Origin of the sequence: Actinoplanes sp. NPDC051475 (assembly GCF_040689425.1) — a bacterium.
Lineage (GTDB): Bacteria > Actinomycetota > Actinomycetes > Mycobacteriales > Micromonosporaceae > Actinoplanes.
Genome location: NZ_JBFAZZ010000003.1, coordinates 152,895 through 170,576, shown reverse-complemented (window position 1 = coordinate 170,576; position 17,682 = coordinate 152,895). Strand labels below are relative to the sequence as shown.

Here is a 17,682-nt window from a genome sequence, read left to right as displayed (position 1 = left end):
CAGTACCGTGCACCAAGATCCAAATCGGGCCTTTCTCCACATTAGACCCATCTGTTCGGGGCCGTCCTCCACCTGACCTGGAGCGCGGCTGGAGCGCCCGGGGCGACGCTGGCGCGATGAGACTTCTCTTCATCTGCGGAGGAAGCCCGGCCACCGTCTTCGCGCTCGCGCCGCTGGCGACGGCGGCGCGCCAGGCCGGGCACGGCGTCGTCGTGGCCGCCACCGAGGACATGGTCCCCGTGGTCACGGGGGCCGGGCTGCCGGCGATCGCCACGACCCCGCTGTCCATGCGCGACCTCATGTTCCGCGACCGGGCGGGGCAGCCCCTGGCGTTGCCGCAGGACCCGCAGGAACGTCTGCTCTTCGGGGGTCGCGGCTTCGGCCGGCTCGCGGCCGCCGGCATGCCGGCCCTGGCCGCCCTGACCGCCGTCTGGCGCCCCGACGTCGTGGTGGGCGGCACGCTCGCCTTCGCCGCCGGGCTGCTGGCGACGGACCTGGCGGTGCCCTACGTCCGGCACGCGTGGGACCTCGGCGAGCCGGCGGAGATGGACCTCGGGGCCGCCGCGGAGCTGGAGGCGGAACTCGCGGCCCGAGAACTGGCCGGGCTGCCGGAGGCCGACCTGTGGATCCACCTGAGCCCGCCGAGCCTGCTGCCGCCGGAGGCGCCGCCCGGCCGGGTGATGCGCTATGTGCCGGCCGGGCGCCAGCAGCGCCTCGAATCATGGATGCTAGCCGCCCCCGGCGACCGGCCCCGGGTCTGTGTCACCGCCGGCAGCCGCGCCGAGAGCGGGCCGGAACTCGATGATCTGCTCCGCCTGACCGGCGAGGTGGCCCGCACCGGTGCCGAGGTCCTGGTCGCCGCCGCCGATGCCGCGGCCGCCGCGCTCACCGCCGCACACCCCGGGGTGCGGGCGGGCTGGCTCCCGCTCGACACGGTCCTGCCGACCTGCGACGCGATCGTGCACGCCGGGGGTGGGCAGACGGCCCTCACCGCCATCCACGCGGGGGTGCCGCAGGTGCTCGTACCGTCCATGCCGAAGCTCCTGCCGCACGCGCGCCGCCTGGCGGAAGCCGGCGCCGCGATGAACCTGCCCGCCGGCGAGGACGGTCCCGGAGCGGTCGAGGCCGCCTGCACGGCGATCCTGACGCAGGACAAGTTCCGGGCCAGGAGCCGCGAGCTCGCGGCCGAGATGGCCGCGCTGCCGGGCCCGGCGGAGGTGATCGGCGAGATCGCGGGGCTACGCCGCCGCTGAGAGGGGCGCGGCGGCCCGGCGTACGGCCTCGAGGAGGTCCGCCTGGTCGAGGCAGGCGGCATCGGCGCCGGATCCCGTGGCGACGGCGGCGGCGAAGGCGGTGAGCGTGTTCGCGGCCTGGTCGTCGGGCGGGCACGGGATCCGGCGGACCCCGCCGGACGTCTCGAGGACGATCTCCGTCGGCAGGTCGGCAGGCGGGGTGAAGGCCCGGTCCACGCAGATCCGGCCGGTGCTGCCGAGCAGCTCGTAGCCGGACTGGTAGTGGTGCTCCATCCCGAACGTGAGCTGGGCGACGACCCCGCCTGGCGCCTCCAGCAGTACCGCGCCGGAGGTGTCCACCGTACGGTCGCCCGTGGACAGCACCGCCCCGGTGACCCTCAGCCCGGCACCGAGAAAGTGCAGCGCGGCCCGGACCGGGTAGAGCCCCACGTCGAACAGGCTGCCGCCACCCAGATCGGCCCGGTACCGGATGTCGCCGTCCGGCAGGCCCGGGATGCTGAAGCACGACCGGAAGGCCCGGAGCCGGCCGATCGCGCCGCCGGCCACGAGCTCGCGCACGGTCGCGTGCCGGGAATGGTGGACGAACATGACGTTCTCGAAGACGGTCAGCCGCCGGGACGCGGCCTCGGCCAGGATGCGCCGGGTGTGCGCCGGATCCGTCGTGAGCGGCTTCTCGCCGAGCACGTGCTTCCCGGCGCGGAGGGCGCGTTCCGCCCATTCGCCGTGCAGGGCGGCCGGAAGCGGAACGTAGAGCGCATCGACGCCGCCGTCGGTCAGCAGGGACGAGTACCCGGTGGCGGCGCGGCAGCCGAACTGCGCCGCGATCCGGTCCGCCTTGGCGGGGTCGCGGCTGGCCACGGCGGCGATCTCGACGTCCGGGTGCCGGGCCATCGCGGGCAGCATCCGGCGTACGGCGATGCTCGCGCCCCCGGCGACTCCGATCCGTACTTTCCCTCTCCGGCCCATGGGCGCGATTCTAGGAATGTCTTCCGTCAATATCACTAAAGTGCCGCTCCACTATTGCTCGAGTCCGCATAAAGCGCTCGGAGAAAGCCCCGGAAACTGTGCGACCATCCATTCATGAGAGTCCTCTTTCCCGCCGCGCCCGGATACGGCCTGATGCTGCCGATCGTGCCCCTCGCCTGGGCGGCCCGGGCGGCCGGCCACGACATCCTGTTCGCCACCACCGCCTTCGTCACCGGCGCCGCGGCGAACAGCGGACTGCCCACCGTGGACGTCTTCCCGGCCCGTGACGTCGGAGCGGACCTCATGCTCGCCGCCGGGAAGCGGATACCGGCGGACCGGGACACCGACGCCTTGCCCCCCGGATACTGGGATCTCGCCGGCGAGCTGAAGCCCTTCGAATTATTCGCCCTCGCCATGACGGAAGGCACGGTTGCCGCCGGCCGGGCGTTCGGCGCCGACCTCGTGGTCTACCCGGCGGACCACGCGGCGGGCATGCTCGCGGCGGCGGCCCTCGACGTTCCGGCGCTCGAAGTCGGTAACCGGGTGTCATGGTCGTTGCGTGACAGTGAGTTCCGCGGCGCGGCGGAGCACGACGACCGCACCGGCGTCATCGCGGACGACGCCCCGGTCATCACCGGCCTGCGGGACCGGCTCGGACTCGGGGAGCGGGCGCCGCGGCTGGTCGCCCGGGTCGACCCGCGTCCGCCGAGCCTGGGCGGGCTCACGGGCGACGAGCCGGACCCCCGCGACGGCGTGCCGTGGTGGTCCATGCGGTACGTGCCCTACAACGGCGGAGCCGTGCTGCCGGAATGGGCGCTGGCACGGCCGGCCAGGCCCCGCATCTGCCTCACCCTGGGCACCGTGACACCCCTGCTGTCGGACGGCAGCCACCTCGCGCACCTGCTCCGGGCGCTAGGCGAGCTCGACGCCGAGGTCGTCCTCGCCGACCACTCCACGGACCTCGCCGCCCTAGGCCCGCTGCCGGGCAACGTCCGGGTCGCCGGCTACCTCCCGCTCTCGGCCTTCCTCGACACCTGCTCGCTGATCGTCCACCACGGTGGGTCCGGCACGACCGCGGCGGCGTTGCACTGCGGCGTACCGCAGCTCCTGCTGCCGGAGGGCGCCGACAACCCGCTGGTGGCCGAGCGGGTCGTCAACTGCAAGGCCGGGCTGTCCCTCGACCCGGCGACCCTCGACACCGCCACCTTCCACCAGGCCGTTCAGCACCTGCTCAGCGACCCCGCGTACGCCGACGCCGCCGCGGCGGTGGCCCGCGAGATGGCGGCCCAGCCGAGCCCCGCCGCGGTGCTCGAGCGCCTGGTGACGACCGCCGCGGCGAGCCGGCCATGACCCGCTGGCTCGTCACCGGCGCCGGCGGCATGCTGGGCCGCGACGTCGTCGAGGTGCTGCGGTCCAGGCCGGGAACGGTGGTGACCGCCGCCGGCCGTGAGGAGCTCGACATCACCGACGCGGGAGCCGTCGCGCGGGCCGTGCGGGGCCACGACGTCGTCGTCAACGCCGCGGCCTGGACCGACGTGGACGGTGCCGAGGCGGCCGAGGAGCAGGCCACGGCGGTCAACGGCCACGCCGTGCGGTACCTGACCGCCGCCTGCGCCCACCACCGCGCACGCCTGGTCCACGTGTCCACCGACTACGTGCTAACCGGGGACGGCGGCGCTCCGCTGGACGAGGCGGCCCCGGCGGCGCCGGTCAACGCGTACGGACGCAGCAAACTCGCCGGTGAGCGGGCCGTCCTGGCCCTCCTGCCGCACACCGGTCACGTCGTACGCACCGCCTGGCTCTACGGCGAGCACGGCCCCAACTTCGTGGCCACGATGCTGAAGCTGGCGGCGAGCCGGCGGGACGTCGAGGTCGTGGCCGATCAGCAGGGGCAGCCGACGTGGTCGGCCGCGCTGGCCGAGGGGCTCGCCGATCTGGGCAGCGCCGCCCACTCCGGCCGCCTCGCCCCGGGGATCTACCACGGCGTCGCCGGCGGCACTACCACCTGGTACGGCCTGGCCCGCGCCGTCTACGAGGAAGCGGGTCTCGATCCGGCCCGCGTACGGGCGACCACCAGCGACCGGTTCCCCCGCCCGGCGCGGCGGCCGGCGTACGGCGTGCTGTCCCGCAGGCGATGGGCGGACGCCGGCCTGCCGCTGATGGGGGACTGGCGCGCGCAATTGCGTGCCGCGATGCGCCGCCCCGCGTTCGTGAAGCTGGCCGAGGCCGCTGTCGCGACCCCGGCCGTCGAGGATCAGAGCGCGTAATCGGGGCGTACGACCCGCTCGCGGACGAGCAGCCCGTCGCCGTCGACCTCGAGCACGTCGCGGACCAGGCAGCTGGGGGCGACGACCGGCTCGGCGACACCGGGCCGGGTCAGCATGACGACGGCGTAGTACTCGGTCCGCACCGTACCGTCCTGGTCGGGAAAGATCTGCAGCATGCTGAACCAGTGCCGGCGCTGGCACGGATCGGCCGCATAGCGCCGCTCCTGGTAGGCACGCATCTCCGCGGTGATCGCCGCACGCCCCCGCAGCGGCGTCGTGCCCGGCGCGTGGTCGAAGACGCCGCCCTCGGCGAAGGTGGCGGCGAACTCGGCGGCGAGCATCCCGTCCAGCGACCTCACCTGGCCGGCATAGAACTGCTGCACGCGGACGTAGAGATCGGTGAAGGACAGCGGCATTCTCACTCCGTTCAGTAGTTTCCGAGTCCGCCGCACACGTTGAGCGCCTGCGCGGTGACTGCTGCCGCGTCGTCGCCGACCAGGTACTCGACCATGGCGGCGACCTCCCGGGGCTCCACGTAGCGGCCCATCGGGACCTTGGCGGTGATGCGCTGGTACGCCTCCTCCTCGGTGATGCCCCAGACGCCGGCGAAGCCCTGCCGCACGGCCTCGGCCATCGGCGTCTCCACGAACCCGGGACAGACGGCGTTCACCGTGATGCCGGTCGTGGCGAGCTCCAGCCCCAGCGCCTTCGACAGCCCGACGAGGCCGTGCTTGGAGGCCGAGTACGGCACCGCGAAGGCGACGCCCTGCTTGCCGCCCGTGGAGGCGATGTTGACGATCCGGCCCTGACCCGCGGCGCGCATGCCGCCGGCCGTCAGCACGGCCTGGCAGAGCCGGAACGCCGCGGTCAGATTGGTGGCGAGCACGTCGTCCCACAGCTCGTGGGTGATCTCGGTGGCGGGCCCGCCACCACCGCGGCCGGCGTTGTTCACGAGCACGCCGATCGGGCCGAACCGTTCGACCGCGTCCCGGACCAGGGCGTCCAGATCGGCCTGGCGGCGTACGTCGCACACCGATCCCGCGACGTCGAAGCCCTCCTTCCGGAGCTGCTCCACGGTGTCCTCGACCGTGTCGGACCGGCGGCCGCACAGGTGGACGCGCATGCCCGCGCCCGCCAGGCGCCGCGTCACCTCCAGCCCGATACCGCTGGTGCCGCCGGTGACCAGGGCCGTCCGGTTCGTCAACCGCGTCATGAGTGTCTCCTCCGCTCGGACAGGGGAATCGCCACGGCGTTGTAGGGCGTCTGGGGGGTGGGCTCGACGGTGAAGCGGCCGTTGGTCACGTACAGCCGGTCGCCGTACACCTGCGCCGCGCACGGCACGTCGAAGCGCTCGTCCTCGAGGTAACCGGCGAAGGTGCCACGGGTGCCGGCGTCGTCGAGCTCGATGACGGCGACGTTGTCGAACTGCGTCGCATACAGCGTCCGGCCGCGTACCGTCACACCGATCGTTGTCGGAAGCCGCAGCGGTAGGTCGACCCGGCGGGCGATCCCCGTGGCCGGATCGACCCGGAACAGCGAGCCGCCGTCGGCGGCGACGTTCACGACCAGCAGCGCGGAGCCGTCCGGCGTACGCGTGATCCCGGTCGCCGACACCCCACCGTCCGGCGCCTGGAACCAGTCACCCGTCAGCGTCCGGGTGATGACCTGCTGCTGGGACGGGAGCTGCCCGCCGCTGCCGAGGGGCAGCCCGAACAACACGGGATTGAACCCGTCGGTGCACCAGACGGCGCCGGGCGTGACGGCGATGTGCGACGCGGCTGTCGTCTCCGTCCCCACGTCGTACGTCCGCAGCAGCGCACCGTCATGCGCGTCGTGCACCTTGAGGATGCGGCCCCAGCCCCCGCCGACGAACAGGCGTGCCCGCTGGTCCACCTGCACCCCGACGGCCATGTACCGCGGGTCGAACACACCCGGGTTGACCCCCGGATAGAGCACCTCGCCGGCGCCGGTGGCGAGGCAGACCCGATAGAGGGCGCCGCCGAGCAGCGAGCCGAAATAGGCGTACGGCAGCGCACCGATGGCGATGCTCTGCGGGTGGAAGCCGTCGGGCAACTGCAGGGTCGTCGGCCAGCCCGTCCGGTCGCGGGCTGGCGCCGGGGCGGCGATGCCCGTGGAACCGAGCAGAGCCCCGGTCCCGAGCGCGGCCCCGAAGCCCAGCAGGCGCCGGCGGGTCAACGTTGCGGCCATGGATGCGTCCTTTCATCCGCAGATGCGAGGCAACCTGCCGCAGCCCGCCAGCGTCGCGCTGGAAGATCACTGGAGCCTGCGCCCGAGCCCGCCTCGAGCGCCGATCCACCAAGCGGCGCCAATGTCTGGCGGCGTGACTACCGAAACGGCACACCAGCAGGTCCGGCGGCTCATCCTCGCCGCCGGGGGGTCCGGGGAGCAGATCGCCGTGGCGGCCGCGGAGATCGGTGCCGGGCGTACCGTCGAGATCCTCGTCGACGAGATGGTCGCCCGGGCCGATCTGACGGAGGTCGCGGGCACGCAGACCACCCCGATCGTGGTCCAGTTCGAGGTCGCGAGCGCCGACGGTACGGTCCGGCACACCGTGCACGCCGGGAAGGTCGTCGAGCACCGCCCGGGCGCGGCCGAGGAGCCCCACGCGACGGTGGCGACCTCACTCGAATGGCTCGCGCAGGCGGTCTACGGCCCGCACGCCATGAAGGACGGGCAGGGCTTCGCCATCCACTGGCACGACCTGGAAACGCCGGAACGCCTCGGCACCGCGATGCACGTCTTCCCGGTGGTCCGCCGGCTGGTCCGCGCGGCGACGCACCACCCGGTCGACCTCGGCGAGCTGTCCCTGCGCCAGGGATCCGACAAGTGGGGACTGCACTACTACACCCCGCACTACGAGCGGCATTTCGGTCCGCTGCGGCACCGCCCGCTGGTGGTCCTGGAACTGGGCATCGGCGGCTTCGGAAACCCCGCCTCCGGCGGAGGATCGCTGCGCATGTGGAAGCGCTTCTTCCCCCGGGCCGTCTTCTACGGAGTGGACATCTTCGACAAGGCGCCCCTGCGCGAGCAGCGCATCCACACGGTCGCCGGCGACCTCTCGAACCCGGACTTCCTGGCCTCGCTGGGCGCCGATCTGGGGCCGTTCGACGTGGTCATCGACGACGCCTCGCACCGCAGTGCCGACGTGATCGGGGCATTCCAAACCCTTTTCCCGTACGTCCGCAGCGGCGGCCTCTACGTCGTCGAGGACCTGCAGACCTCCTACTGGCCCGGCTACGGCGGCGGCACCCGGCTCGACGACCCGGCGACCAGCATGGGCTTCCTGAAGACGCTCGTCGACGACCTGGCCCACGAGGAGCGTTGCGACGCCGGGGCGGCCGGGCGGTTCGCGGAGTCGATCAGCGGTGTCCACTTCCACCGGAGCCTCGCCTTCATCGAGAAGGGCGTGAACCGGGAGGGGCCGAGCCCGTCCTGGATCCCCCGGCAGCTCATGACGTACGAGGAGATGGCGGCGGTCGACTGGGGGGAGGGCCTGAGCGGCGAGTGATCGCTAGGAGAAGTCGCCGGAGACGGTCAGCTTCTTGCCTCCCACCGTGGTCGCGACCGCCCAGTACGAGTCGGCACCGGCGTCGCGGCCACCGCTGTCGTGGAGGTACTTGGCGGCGAAGACGTGCGTGCCCTGCGCCAGGGTCTCGCCCGCGGCCAGGTCGAAGCGGTAGGTCAACGCGTCCCGCTCGTGCAGGATCGTGCTGTCGATCCTCGTGCCGGTGACGTCGTGCACCGCTCCCTGGTCGCTGAGGCCGGGAGTCAGCTTCACGCGTACGGTCACTGTCAGGGCCGTGAGCGGCTCCGCCAGCTTGAGCGTGATCTCGCTGCGCGCGGCGCGGTCGCCCTCGGTCACGACCGACCCGTCCGACCACAGCGGGCCTTGTTCGGCGGGGTTTCCGCCGGTCCGCGGGCTGTTCGACGGCGGCGTGGACCGGGGCCGGACGCTCGTCGGCCGGGTGGTCCCGGGGACACCCGCCGTCGTCGGAGGACCGGTCGGGACCGGCGGCGCTGCGGTCACCGGGCTTGGGGAGGCGGCGACGACCGGGGGAGCGGCGGGCGAAGGGCCGGGGCCGACGTGGTCGGCCAGGGCCCAGCGCGCCACGCCGCCGGTGCCGATGACGGCCGACACCGCGAGCGCCGCGCCGGCGATCCGGACGAGTTGCCCTCGCGGCTTCCTGCCGGGCCGGCCGGCCCGCTGCTGCGCGATCCGGTTGAGCATGGCCGTCCGGTCCGGCCGGTGCTCGGACGCGGCCCGGCTGAGCAGGCCGCGCAGGTCGTTGTCGTTCACCGTGCCTCCTCCCTCGCGCCGTGTTCGATCCGGGACGCTTCCTGGCTGCCGAGCAACTCCGCCAGCTGGCGGGCTCCGCGGGACGTCTGGCTCTTCACCGCCCCGACGGAGATTCCGAGCACCCGGGCCACCTCCCGCTCGGACAGGTCGAACGCGTACCGCAGCACCACACACGCGCGCCGCCGGTGTGGCAGGTGACTCAGCGCGCTGCGTACGTCCAGCACCGCCGGCACGTCCGGATCCGGCGTCCCCCGGGTGCCGGCCAGCAGGTGCATGCCGAGCAGGCCGCGCCGCTCCCGGATCCGGCGGCGGACCCACTGCCGGGTCAGGTTCGTCACGATCCCGCGGGCGTACGCGACCGGGTCGTCGGCCGCCTCGACCCGCGACCAGTGCCGCCACACCTCCGTCAGCGCGTCGGCCGCCAGGTCGTCGGCGACCGAGGCGTCGCCGGTCAGCAGGAAGGCCAGCCGGGCCAGCTCGACATGACGACGCTCGAAGAACGCGCGGAAGGCCGCCGCCGCGTCGTCCGGCATGCCCGCCTCCCGTCTCCATGATCGCGCTCCCACCAGCCGCGATGACGCTAGAGGGACCGCTCGCCCCCGGCAAGCCGGAGAGGCGCGGGCGGTGCAGCCCGGATCCCAGGTTCCTAGGACGCTCCAGGCGTGGTGATCCCGGGTGCAGGCGGTGGTGTTCGCCTGCCGCAGCGGCCTCGCCGGCGGCTGAGCGCGGCACGGTACGCACCCCGGCTGCGGAGGCCGGGGTGCGTACCGTGCGGAAGAGAAAGGCGAAGAGGGATCAGGTGAGCACGCCCCCGAGGCTGGCCCAGCCGGTCCACGACATGCTGCCGGCGAACATCTGCCGCTGCGTCCACAGTGCATTGTCCGTACCGCGGACGAACACCTGCAGCCTGCCGTTGCTGTTCTGCGCGGCGGTCAGCTCGTTGGTGAACACACCACCGAGGCTGGTCCACGCGCCCCAGCTACCACCACTGTTCTGGTAGCGGTACCAGAGCGCGTTGTCGGTGCCGCGGACGAAGACCTGCAGCCGGCCGTTGGCGTTGCGCCAGACGCCCGGGTTGCTGGTGAGTCCGCCGCCGAGGCTGGCCCACCCGGTCCATGAGTTGCTGCCCCCGGAGGTCTGCCGCCGCGTCCACAGGGCGTTGTCGGTGCCGCGCGCGAAGACCTGCAGCCGATTGGCGGCGTCAGGCGAGACAGCCGTGTCACTGGTGAGTCCGCCGCCGAGGCTGCTCCAGCCGGTCCACGCGTTGCTGCCCACCGACGCCTGCCGGCGCGTCCACAGGGCGTTGTCGGTGCCGCGGACGAAGACCTGCAGCCGGCCGTACCGGTCCATCGAGGCGCTCGTCTCCCCGTTCAGGACGCCGCCGAGGCTGCTCCATGCGGTGAACGCGGCGCTGCCGGCAAAGGTCTGACGCCGCATCCACAGTGCTTGATCGGTGCCCTCGACGAAGACCACCAGCCGCCCGAGGGCGTCGCGGGTGACGGTGGGGTCGCTGGTGAGTCCGCCGCCCAGGCTGCTCCAGGCGGTGTAGGCGGCGCTGCCGGCGACGATCTGGCGGCGGTACCACAGGGCGTTGTCGGTGCCGCGGACGAAGACCTGCAGCCGGCCGTTGAGGTTGCTGCCGGAGCGGGGCGCGCCGGCGAGGCCGCCCCCGAGACTGGCCCAGCCGGACCAGGTGGCGCTGCCCGCGCTGGTCTGACTTTGCCGCCACAGTCCCTGGTCGGTACCGCGGACGAAGGCTTCCAGCCGGCCGTTGCTGTTGCGGGCCACCGAGACCGCTGCGGCACCGGTGGGTGCCAGCATGGTCACTGCGGCACCGGCGGCCGGTGCCCGCTGGGCCGGCATGGCCTGGGCCGGGGCGGTGAACAGCGCGGAGCCGATCACCGCTGCGGCGGCAGCGATGACGATTCTCCGGCATGGTGAGACGGGTACGACGGACATGACGGTGCTCCTTAACACGTTGATGTGCCGGGCGCGGTGCCGGTGGCACGTGCGTCCTCAGCGAAGTGGTGCGCATAGTTACGGGCTGCCGAGGTTCGATTTCGGCGGCGGGCGCGGCGCCAATCGGTCGGCGCCGGCTCCAGAGCGGTGTGGCCGTCGGTCCAGGTGAGTTCATCCCACGTGCGGCGGCTACAGGGCAGCGTAAGCCGGATACATTCGGTCGTTCGTCGAATGCGCAGCCTGCCCTGCTAATGGGCCTTTCGGGCAATACGGATTAACCGGAAGTGCTGGTGCGGCTTGCCGATCGGCCGAGGTCCCCACGTCAGCCGTGGTGATGCCCAGCCGGCAGACCGTGTCCCTCGGGCCGCTCTGCCACGCCGGCGGCGGCGCACCGTTGACGTCGAGGATGCAGAAGGCCACCTCGTGGATGTGGGTGCGGCCGGGCAGGAAGTGCGAACGGCCGCCGGCCTGGAGCGTCAGCTCGTATCGCTTGATCCCGCCGGGCCCGGGCCGAGGCTTCGCGAGCGGCGGGACCCAGGCCGGTCAGCGCGGCCAGGGAAAGAAGCTTCCTTCGATCCACGACGGCCAGCCGGGCAGGCGTCCGGCCCCGGCGGATCGGGTGTCTCCCTCAGGGCGCTGATACGTGGTGTCGCGATGCCGCCAGCTGTCTGGCCGGTGGCCGGGGTCGTGACGACACTGTGGCCGTTCGGCGGCTCGTCGACGCGGAGTGCTGTGAGCCGCGCCCCGAGGATCAGCGGTGGGGGCCGTCGAACAGAACCGGCTCGCCGTGGCTCACCGCCCGGAGCGGGGCGGGCAGGGTGACCTATCGGGGGCTGCTCGACCTGCTGCGGACGGCGGCGACCGCGTTCATCAAGCATCGGCGATCAACGGCAGCGGCGACGCGCCCTTGATCTCCTGCAGGCGCAGCAGCGTGGTCAGCCGCTGCGCCCCCTTGATGGACAGCTGGGTGAGGACGTGCTGCAGCTCAGCCACGTCCCGCGCGACCACCAGCAGCATCACGTCGATCTCCCCGGCCACCCAGTCGGCGGCGATGACCTGAGGCAACGCCAGCACCGCCTGCTCGAACGCCCGGCTGGCGCGCGGCTCGTGCCGGGCGAGGGTCGCCGACACGTACACCTGGAGCGGGAACCCGGCCTCGGCGGCCTCGATCCGGGCGCCGATGCGCCGGATGACGCCGGACTTCTTCAGCCGGCGTACCCGATTGAGGGTCGCGGCCGGCGACAGGCCGACCAGCCGGGCCAGATCGAGGTTGGAGCGGTCGGCATCCACCTGCAGCTCGTGGAGCAGCCGGACGTCGATTTCATCAAGTCGAACCGCCATTCGACCAAATATAGTTTCGTCCTGAGCGCAGCGGAACGAATTCTGTGCCGTGATCCGGAACATCGAGCCCATGCGTTCCCGCCACCTCACCCTGCTCGCCCTCCTCGCCGCCGGCCTGCTCTGGGGCACCACCGTGCCCCTGACGAAGGTGGCACTGACCGGCATCGGCCCGGGATGGCTGACCGTCCTGAGATTCGCCGTCGCGGTCGTGCCCCTCGCCTGCCTGGCACGCCACCGGCTCCAGCAGGCCGTGTCGGCGAGCACGATCACCTGGGGTGCAGTCGGCTACGGCGTCGTCATCGTCCTGCAGAACATGGGCATCGCCCGCACCAGCGTCAGCCACTCGGCACTGATCCTCGGCGCGACCCCCCTGCTGACCGCCGCCCTGGGCGTCGCCACCGGCCGCTCCCGCATCGCCGCCCCGGCCTGGACCGGCCTCGCAATCTCCGGCCTCGGCATCGCCGTCATCGCCTCCCACGGCGGCGGCGAGGCCTCCCTGACCGGTGACGCCCTGGTCGGCGCGTCGGCCCTGCTCTCCGCGGCGTTCCTGCACGTCCAGCCGAGCCTGCTGGCGGGCCGCAGCGTCACCGCGGTCACCGCCGTCCAGTTCGGCGCGGGGGCCGCGGCGGCCCTGCCGTTCGCCGTCCTCACCGAGCAACCGTCCGGGCACCTGCCCGGAATCGTGCCGCTCCTGGCCATCGCGGGGCTCGCGGTGGGCGGGACGTTGCTGCCGTTCACCTTGTTCGCGTACGGCCAGACACGCATCGCCCCGGAGACAGCGGCATCCTTCGTGAACCTGGAACCAATCGTCGGCACAGCCCTGGGCGTGGCGGCGTTCGGCGACACGCTGACGACATCCCAGCTCGCAGGAGGACTCGCGGCAATCGCAGGAATCGGCCTGACATCCGCGTCCCTGGCCCGCGCCGGCCGCCACCCCGAGCCACACCCCGAATTCACCGCGCCGGAGGAGCCCCGCATCCCGTCCCCGCCTGGCGGTCAGTCTTTCCAGCCGAAGGTGAGGGTGCCGGCCACCGCGTCGAAGACGTCGTCGAAGACCGAGGCCAGTGCCGTGTTCGGAGTCAGGAACGACAGTGTGCCCACGCTGTCCGTGCCGGGCACCGGCAGGTGGAAGTCGCGCCGGTATGCCGTCACCTCGCCGTACCCGGCGCGGTCGCGGATGGTGACCGGGCCGCTCACACGCGCCGCCGGGCCGGACGGGAGGGTCACCGTCTCCGCGTCGTCGCCCAGCTTTTCGCGTACGTCGTCCAGCGAGCCCACCGGCGGCGACATGCTGAGCATCGCGTGGGCGGTGACCACCAGGGGCTCGGTGGAGCCCGCGACCGGCACCACGTCGGCGTAGAGGCCGACGACCACCACGTACGCCTCGGCGCTGAGCCGGCGTAGTTCCATTGCCGGCGGGGCCAGGTGGGTGACCAGCCGGTCCTCGGTGATGAGCTGGTGCCCGGCCCACCGCGCGGCTACGGCCTGCCGTAGCTCGGTGGTGACGTCGTGGGCCTGCGGGTCCAGCTCCACCCAGTCCTGCGGGAGCCGCAGGCTCACGGATGCGGGTGGGGAAGAACTCATCAACTCACCTTTGCTGCGGTCGGCTGTCCCCGCCTCGGAGAGCCGGTCCGGGATTCGATGAATGCCGTGGTGAGCCTCCCCCCGACGGCGGAATGGTCGGGAATCATCACCCTTGTCCATGGCGTAGAGCGTGGCAATCACTCGTCCGGTTGGCTCGCGCGCCGCGGCGGCGGACGGGACTCCGCCGTCCGGGATCGGTTACGGCACCAACGTCCGGGCTGGAGTGTCGGATGTGAGACACCCGCGGCGCCGCGGCCGGGGCCTCCGGCCAGCCACGTGCCGAACTCCTCGGGGGTACGGATGCCGTGGTCGAGGACGGCCGTGTAGATGTCCCGTGCCCCCGACCTCGTCGGGGTAGCCGGGCAGCTGGTGCCACACGTCCTTGATGCGCAGGACGTCGGGGCGCTGATCAGCGGTGATGGCTGCACGCAACCGCCCAGCACCATGATGTCGAGGTCACGCCAGCACATCAGGCCGGAGACGTAGCTCCCGGTGAGCAGCGGCGGGCTCACCCCCTCGAACAACCCCGCCTCGCCGAGCGCGGCCAGGACCTCGCCGGCCTCCGCCTGCAGAGCGTCCTGCCGGCGGTACAGCTCGGGGTTGGGTAGCGGTGCTCGCATGAAAACGTTGTAGCAACGGCACGCTCGCGATTGGACGTAACCGCCTCCCTTCGGATAACGTGAAGGCACGCCGTTGCGAGTTCTTCCCCCGTGGAATTCGCAGCGGCGTCCTACTTTCCCGGGAAGCAGCCCCGAAGCAGCCCCGAAGCAGCCCCGAAGCAGCCCGCGGCAGGCCGGAGGCCCCGCCGGCAAACCCGGCAGCCCGCCGGCAAACCCGGCAGCCCCGGCAGCGCTTCGGCGGCGGGCTGGGGCCCGGCCGGGTGGCCGGACCCCGTCCGATCAGGAGCAGGTCGCCGAGCCCAGCTTCACCGCCGCCGGCGCGGTTGCCGTGCCGTTGGCCGTGAAGCCGATCGTCACCGACGCCCCGGCCGCGAGCGACGTGCTGTGCGACGGCGCGGTGGCCGTCACCGTGGTGCCGGTCTGCGACACCGTCGCGTTCCAGCCGTTGGACAGCGTCACCCCGCCCGGCCAGGTCCAGCTCGCCGACCACGGGTTGATCGCCGCGCCGCCGGTGTTCTTCACCGTCAGCGAGCCTTGGAAGCCGCCCTGCCAGGCGTTGTCCTGGTGGTAGCTCACCGTGCAGGCGCCGGTCGGGGCCGGCGAGGACGGCCCGGGCGAGGACGGGCCGGGCGAGGATGCCGGCGGGATCAGGTACGGCTGCAGGATCGCCTGCTTCGCCGTGTCGATGGAGGTCCAGTCGTCCAGTGCGATGCCGCCGGTGTCGCCCGAGTTCGGGTTCCACGACCAGTACGTGAACGACATGCCGCCGACGCCCGTACCCGTGTAGGCCATGAGGTTCTCCAGCCACACCTTGTCGATCGGGTTCTGCAGCGTGGTGCCGAACTCGCCCATCATGATCGGCGCCTTGTTCTGCTTGGAGAGGTAGCCGAAGTAGTGGTCCCAGATGGCCGGCATGTTGGCCGGGTACGCCGGGTCGTCGAACCAGGCCTGGTGGTAGACCGACGTCGCGTACTCGTGCGGGGAGTAGACGACCCGGCCGGGCAGGTCGAGGCGGACCGGGAGGTCTCCCGCCTTCGACAGGTTTCCGCCCCACCAGCCGCAGTCCTCGTCGTTGCTGGTGTCGCCGTCCCAGACGTTCGACAGTCCGCCGCTGGGGCAGCTGACGCCCTCGACGAAGATGAGCCAGTTCGGCTGGACGGACAGGATGGCGTTGCCGGCGCGTTCCGCGGCCAGGCGCCAGTCGCGGGCGGTGTCGCCGCAGCCCCAGCAGGCGCCGGTCGCCGCCGGGTTGGTGCCCTCCGCGTGCGGTTCGTTGTGCAGGTCCGCGCCGATCACGGTGGCGTTGCCGGCGTACCGGCGGGCGAGCATCTGCCAATCGCTGATCCATGTGGACTCGGGTACGGCGGCGGTGTACCAGAGGGCGGTCTGGCCGGCGGCGGTCGGGCGGTGGCGGTCGAGGATGACGCGCATGCCTTTGCTCCCTGCGTACCCGATGACCTTGTCCAGGATCTGCAGCGGTGACAGTCCGGCGAGGTCCGGGTTGACGAAGTCGTTGATGCCGCTCGCGGTGGCTCCGGGCCGCAGGGCGTCGTTGGAGTACGGGATGCGCAGCGTGTTGTAGCCGAGCCGGGCCATGGTGTCGAGCTGGCCGCGCCACGGGTTGGCGGACCACAGGCCGTGGAAGGTCTTGTTGTCGGTCTCCATGCCGAACCAGTTGATGCCGGTGATGCGGACCGTCGCGCCGGTGCCGTCCACGATCTTGCTGCCGCTGGTGTGCAGGTAGCCGGTGCCGGTGCCGGCCGCCGCGGCGGAGGCGGGGGAGGCGGTCAGGGTGGCGCCCACGATGAGGGCCGCGCCGGCAGCCGTTGCGGCGACGGCTGCGGTGAGTGCTTTTCGGACCATGGGGGATCTCCGTTCGGCTCGTCGGAGGTGGCCGATGTGAACCAGTGACGAACATCGTTGCATGGGAGCGCTCCCACCACAACGGTCAGTGGCAGCGGCCAGTGCCGGTGTCCGTGAACGAGCCGCCCGGCACCGGCAGGAAGTCCCAGCGATACCAGCCGGGCCGCAGCGTCAGCCGCACCACCCCGTACGTGGTGTTGTTCCGCCGCTCGCTGTTCGCCGCCGTCCGGCCGAAGGGATAGCGTTCTGCGCCCCCGGTGCCCGCCACGATCTCCCGGATGCCCCGTGCGGTGTCCCGGCGCCCGGCCGGGGTCTGCGGCGCGAACCGCTCGTACACGTGGTTGTGGCCGGCCATGAGGAGCTCGGCGCCGGCGTCGTACAGGGCCTGGACCAGGGGGCGGGTCTCGGTGGCCGGCGGGTGGGTGGCGGCCGAGGTGAACAGCGGATGGTGCACCATCGCGACCGTGCACGCCGCGGCGCTCCCGGCCAGGTCCGCCCGCAGCCACCGCTCCTGGGCCGAGCCCTTGCCGCAGCCGCCCGGCACCTCCGAGCACACCGTGTTGAGCACGACGACGTGCCACGCGCCGGCGTCGTACGAGTAGTAACCCTTGCCCCTGGGCCCGGCCGCCGCCCCGAAGTAGTCGAAGTACGGCCTGGCGCTGCCGCTGTGGTACTCGTGGTTGCCGACGGCGGGCCTGGTCCGGGCCTTGGCCCGCCCCCACGTGGGCCCGTAACACCGGGCGAAATTCGTGCGGCTGCCGTTCGGATAGGCGTTGTCCCCGAGCGTGAAGACCGTTCCCGGGAACCGCTGGAGGAGCGCGAGCGTGCGGCTGTCACCCGTGCTCTCGCAGCTGGCGATGTCGCCGGCGCCGATCAGCACCGCCGGAGTGGCACCGGCGGCCTCGGCCTGCGCGGTGGCCTCGGGTCGGGTCACGCCGGGTGTCCCGGTCGCCGGCGCCGGGCTGCCGGCCGGGCTTGCCGCTTGCGGCCCTCCGCCGGACGCGGCCGGGGACGGCGTGCCGCCGGAGGCGTTACCGGGACGGTCGTCCGGAGCGGCCGAGCAGGCGGTGAGAGTCACCGCGAGCAGCGCCGCGGCGCACCGGCTGATCCACACCCGTGCTGGCTTCCCCCCTCCGACCTGCTCAAACCTCGCGACGGACCAGCTCACGCGCCCAGCGCATCCGGGGTACGGCGGTGTCCGGGTGCTCGCCGAACTCGTACGCCATCCCGGCGGCACACCCGGCCGGACCGTCGCGGTGCAGCAGCGTGCCCACGGTGTCGTCGACGACCTCGGCGTCCAGGGTGTCCGACGCCTGGAGGTGCGAGACGAACACCGCCTCGGCCCGGACCGTCTTGTCAGGAATCTGGTGCATGGGGATATCTCCTTGCCGGCGCGCGCCCGCACGCCGCATTGCTGGGGATGGATGCGGTACAAAGCCGCCAATGGCACAACGGCGGCTCGGCATGCGGAAATCCACGCCCGCGGGTGACAGTGAGCACAGCACCCGGCC

17 protein-coding genes are annotated in these 17,682 nt (G+C 72.6%); 5 read left to right on the top strand and 12 right to left on the bottom strand.

Annotated elements, in window-relative coordinates; genetic code table 11:
• Window positions 1-116: 116 nt before the first annotated feature.
• Window positions 117-1,253, top strand: a complete 1,137-nt coding sequence (locus AB0368_RS08090; protein WP_366153076.1) for a glycosyltransferase — start codon at window positions 117-119, stop codon at window positions 1,251-1,253.
• Here the strand turns inward: AB0368_RS08090 and AB0368_RS08085 are convergent.
• Entirely contained in the window at window positions 1,239-2,219 is a 981-nt protein-coding gene (locus tag AB0368_RS08085) for a Gfo/Idh/MocA family oxidoreductase (protein ID WP_366153075.1), read from the bottom strand. The two genes, AB0368_RS08090 and AB0368_RS08085, sit on opposite strands and share 15 nt — an antisense overlap.
• A 114-nt stretch (window positions 2,220-2,333) precedes the next feature.
• Between AB0368_RS08085 and AB0368_RS08080 the strand changes: the two genes are divergently transcribed.
• Window positions 2,334-3,569, top strand: coding sequence for a nucleotide disphospho-sugar-binding domain-containing protein (locus tag AB0368_RS08080; protein WP_366153074.1), 1,236 nt, complete (start codon window positions 2,334-2,336; stop codon window positions 3,567-3,569).
• Window positions 3,566-4,486, top strand: coding sequence for a dTDP-4-dehydrorhamnose reductase (rfbD, locus tag AB0368_RS08075; RefSeq protein ID WP_366153073.1), 921 nt, complete (start codon window positions 3,566-3,568; stop codon window positions 4,484-4,486). Before AB0368_RS08080 ends, rfbD begins: the two co-directional genes overlap by 4 nt.
• On the opposite strand, the gene AB0368_RS08070 is transcribed toward rfbD, so the two are convergent.
• Genes AB0368_RS08070 through AB0368_RS08060 form a run of 3 tightly spaced genes read right to left on the bottom strand, consistent with a single transcriptional unit; the run spans window position 4,474 to window position 6,694 of the window.
• Window positions 4,474-4,902 (bottom strand): nuclear transport factor 2 family protein, encoded by a 429-nt coding sequence (locus AB0368_RS08070; protein WP_366153072.1) that lies wholly within the window; start codon window positions 4,900-4,902, stop codon window positions 4,474-4,476. The two genes, rfbD and AB0368_RS08070, sit on opposite strands and share 13 nt — an antisense overlap.
• An 11-nt stretch (window positions 4,903-4,913) precedes the next feature.
• A complete protein-coding gene (fabG, locus tag AB0368_RS08065) occupies window positions 4,914-5,699 on the bottom strand; it encodes a 3-oxoacyl-ACP reductase FabG (RefSeq protein ID WP_366153071.1) in 786 nt (261 codons plus the stop codon).
• Window positions 5,696-6,694 carry a superoxide dismutase gene (locus AB0368_RS08060; protein ID WP_366153070.1) on the bottom strand — a complete coding sequence of 333 codons (999 nt, stop codon included), beginning with the start codon at window positions 6,692-6,694 and terminating at the stop codon, window positions 5,696-5,698. The genes fabG and AB0368_RS08060 overlap by 4 nt, the downstream gene beginning before the upstream one ends.
• A 133-nt stretch (window positions 6,695-6,827) precedes the next feature.
• Between AB0368_RS08060 and AB0368_RS08055 the strand changes: the two genes are divergently transcribed.
• Window positions 6,828-8,015 carry a hypothetical protein gene (locus tag AB0368_RS08055; protein WP_366153069.1) on the top strand — a complete coding sequence of 396 codons (1,188 nt, stop codon included), beginning with the start codon at window positions 6,828-6,830 and terminating at the stop codon, window positions 8,013-8,015.
• Between the two features lie 3 nt (window positions 8,016-8,018).
• On the opposite strand, the gene AB0368_RS08050 is transcribed toward AB0368_RS08055, so the two are convergent.
• The 4 genes from AB0368_RS08050 to AB0368_RS08035 form a co-directional block, all read right to left on the bottom strand.
• Window positions 8,019-8,804: a hypothetical protein gene (locus tag AB0368_RS08050; protein ID WP_366153068.1), complete on the bottom strand. Its 786-nt coding sequence runs from the start codon at window positions 8,802-8,804 to the stop codon at window positions 8,019-8,021.
• Window positions 8,801-9,337, bottom strand: a complete 537-nt coding sequence (locus AB0368_RS08045) for a SigE family RNA polymerase sigma factor (protein ID WP_366153067.1) — start codon at window positions 9,335-9,337, stop codon at window positions 8,801-8,803. Before AB0368_RS08045 ends, AB0368_RS08050 begins: the two co-directional genes overlap by 4 nt.
• 262 nt (window positions 9,338-9,599) lie before the next feature.
• On the bottom strand, window positions 9,600-10,763 hold the full coding sequence (locus tag AB0368_RS08040; RefSeq protein ID WP_366153066.1) for a hypothetical protein: 1,164 nt from the start codon (window positions 10,761-10,763) through the stop codon (window positions 9,600-9,602).
• An 870-nt stretch (window positions 10,764-11,633) separates the two neighbouring features.
• A complete protein-coding gene (locus AB0368_RS08035) occupies window positions 11,634-12,104 on the bottom strand; it encodes an Lrp/AsnC family transcriptional regulator (RefSeq protein ID WP_366153065.1) in 471 nt (156 codons plus the stop codon).
• Between the two features lie 70 nt (window positions 12,105-12,174).
• On the opposite strand from AB0368_RS08035, the gene AB0368_RS08030 reads away from it, so the two are divergent.
• Window positions 12,175-13,464, top strand: coding sequence for a DMT family transporter (locus tag AB0368_RS08030; protein WP_366153064.1), 1,290 nt, complete (start codon window positions 12,175-12,177; stop codon window positions 13,462-13,464).
• Between the two features lie 361 nt (window positions 13,465-13,825).
• Here AB0368_RS08030 and AB0368_RS08025 read toward each other — a convergent pair whose 3' ends face one another.
• The 4 genes from AB0368_RS08025 to AB0368_RS08010 form a co-directional block, all read right to left on the bottom strand.
• Window positions 13,826-14,308 carry a hypothetical protein gene (locus AB0368_RS08025; RefSeq protein WP_366153063.1) on the bottom strand — a complete coding sequence of 161 codons (483 nt, stop codon included), beginning with the start codon at window positions 14,306-14,308 and terminating at the stop codon, window positions 13,826-13,828.
• A 279-nt stretch (window positions 14,309-14,587) separates the two neighbouring features.
• Window positions 14,588-16,171, bottom strand: a complete 1,584-nt coding sequence (locus AB0368_RS08020) for a cellulase family glycosylhydrolase (RefSeq protein WP_366153062.1) — start codon at window positions 16,169-16,171, stop codon at window positions 14,588-14,590.
• 85 nt (window positions 16,172-16,256) lie between these two features.
• Complete coding sequence (locus AB0368_RS08015) at window positions 16,257-17,285, bottom strand: metallophosphoesterase (RefSeq protein WP_366153061.1); 1,029 nt, start codon at window positions 17,283-17,285, stop codon at window positions 16,257-16,259.
• Between the two features lie 28 nt (window positions 17,286-17,313).
• The gene (locus tag AB0368_RS08010; protein ID WP_366153060.1) at window positions 17,314-17,544 is read right to left on the bottom strand and encodes a hypothetical protein; all 231 of its coding nucleotides are present in this window, start codon (window positions 17,542-17,544) and stop codon (window positions 17,314-17,316) included.
• Between the last annotated feature and the right edge of the window lie 138 nt (window positions 17,545-17,682).

What these genes read in the sequence shown, in the direction of transcription:
- AB0368_RS08090 (WP_366153076.1), top strand. Translation starts at nt 117, where the DNA reads ATGAGACTTCTCTTCATCTGCGGAGGAAGCCCGGCCACCGTCTTCGCG.
- AB0368_RS08085 (WP_366153075.1), bottom strand. Translation starts at nt 2,219, where the DNA reads ATGGGCCGGAGAGGGAAAGTACGGATCGGAGTCGCCGGGGGCGCGAGC.
- AB0368_RS08080 (WP_366153074.1), top strand. Translation starts at nt 2,334, where the DNA reads ATGAGAGTCCTCTTTCCCGCCGCGCCCGGATACGGCCTGATGCTGCCG.
- rfbD (WP_366153073.1), top strand. Translation starts at nt 3,566, where the DNA reads ATGACCCGCTGGCTCGTCACCGGCGCCGGCGGCATGCTGGGCCGCGAC.
- AB0368_RS08070 (WP_366153072.1), bottom strand. Translation starts at nt 4,902, where the DNA reads ATGCCGCTGTCCTTCACCGATCTCTACGTCCGCGTGCAGCAGTTCTAT.
- fabG (WP_366153071.1), bottom strand. Translation starts at nt 5,699, where the DNA reads ATGACGCGGTTGACGAACCGGACGGCCCTGGTCACCGGCGGCACCAGC.
- AB0368_RS08060 (WP_366153070.1), bottom strand. Translation starts at nt 6,694, where the DNA reads ATGGCCGCAACGTTGACCCGCCGGCGCCTGCTGGGCTTCGGGGCCGCG.
- AB0368_RS08045 (WP_366153067.1), bottom strand. Translation starts at nt 9,337, where the DNA reads ATGCCGGACGACGCGGCGGCGGCCTTCCGCGCGTTCTTCGAGCGTCGT.
- AB0368_RS08040 (WP_366153066.1), bottom strand. Translation starts at nt 10,763, where the DNA reads ATGTCCGTCGTACCCGTCTCACCATGCCGGAGAATCGTCATCGCTGCC.
- AB0368_RS08035 (WP_366153065.1), bottom strand. Translation starts at nt 12,104, where the DNA reads ATGGCGGTTCGACTTGATGAAATCGACGTCCGGCTGCTCCACGAGCTG.
- AB0368_RS08030 (WP_366153064.1), top strand. Translation starts at nt 12,175, where the DNA reads ATGCGTTCCCGCCACCTCACCCTGCTCGCCCTCCTCGCCGCCGGCCTG.
- AB0368_RS08025 (WP_366153063.1), bottom strand. Translation starts at nt 14,308, where the DNA reads ATGCGAGCACCGCTACCCAACCCCGAGCTGTACCGCCGGCAGGACGCT.
- AB0368_RS08020 (WP_366153062.1), bottom strand. Translation starts at nt 16,171, where the DNA reads ATGGTCCGAAAAGCACTCACCGCAGCCGTCGCCGCAACGGCTGCCGGC.
- AB0368_RS08010 (WP_366153060.1), bottom strand. Translation starts at nt 17,544, where the DNA reads ATGCACCAGATTCCTGACAAGACGGTCCGGGCCGAGGCGGTGTTCGTC.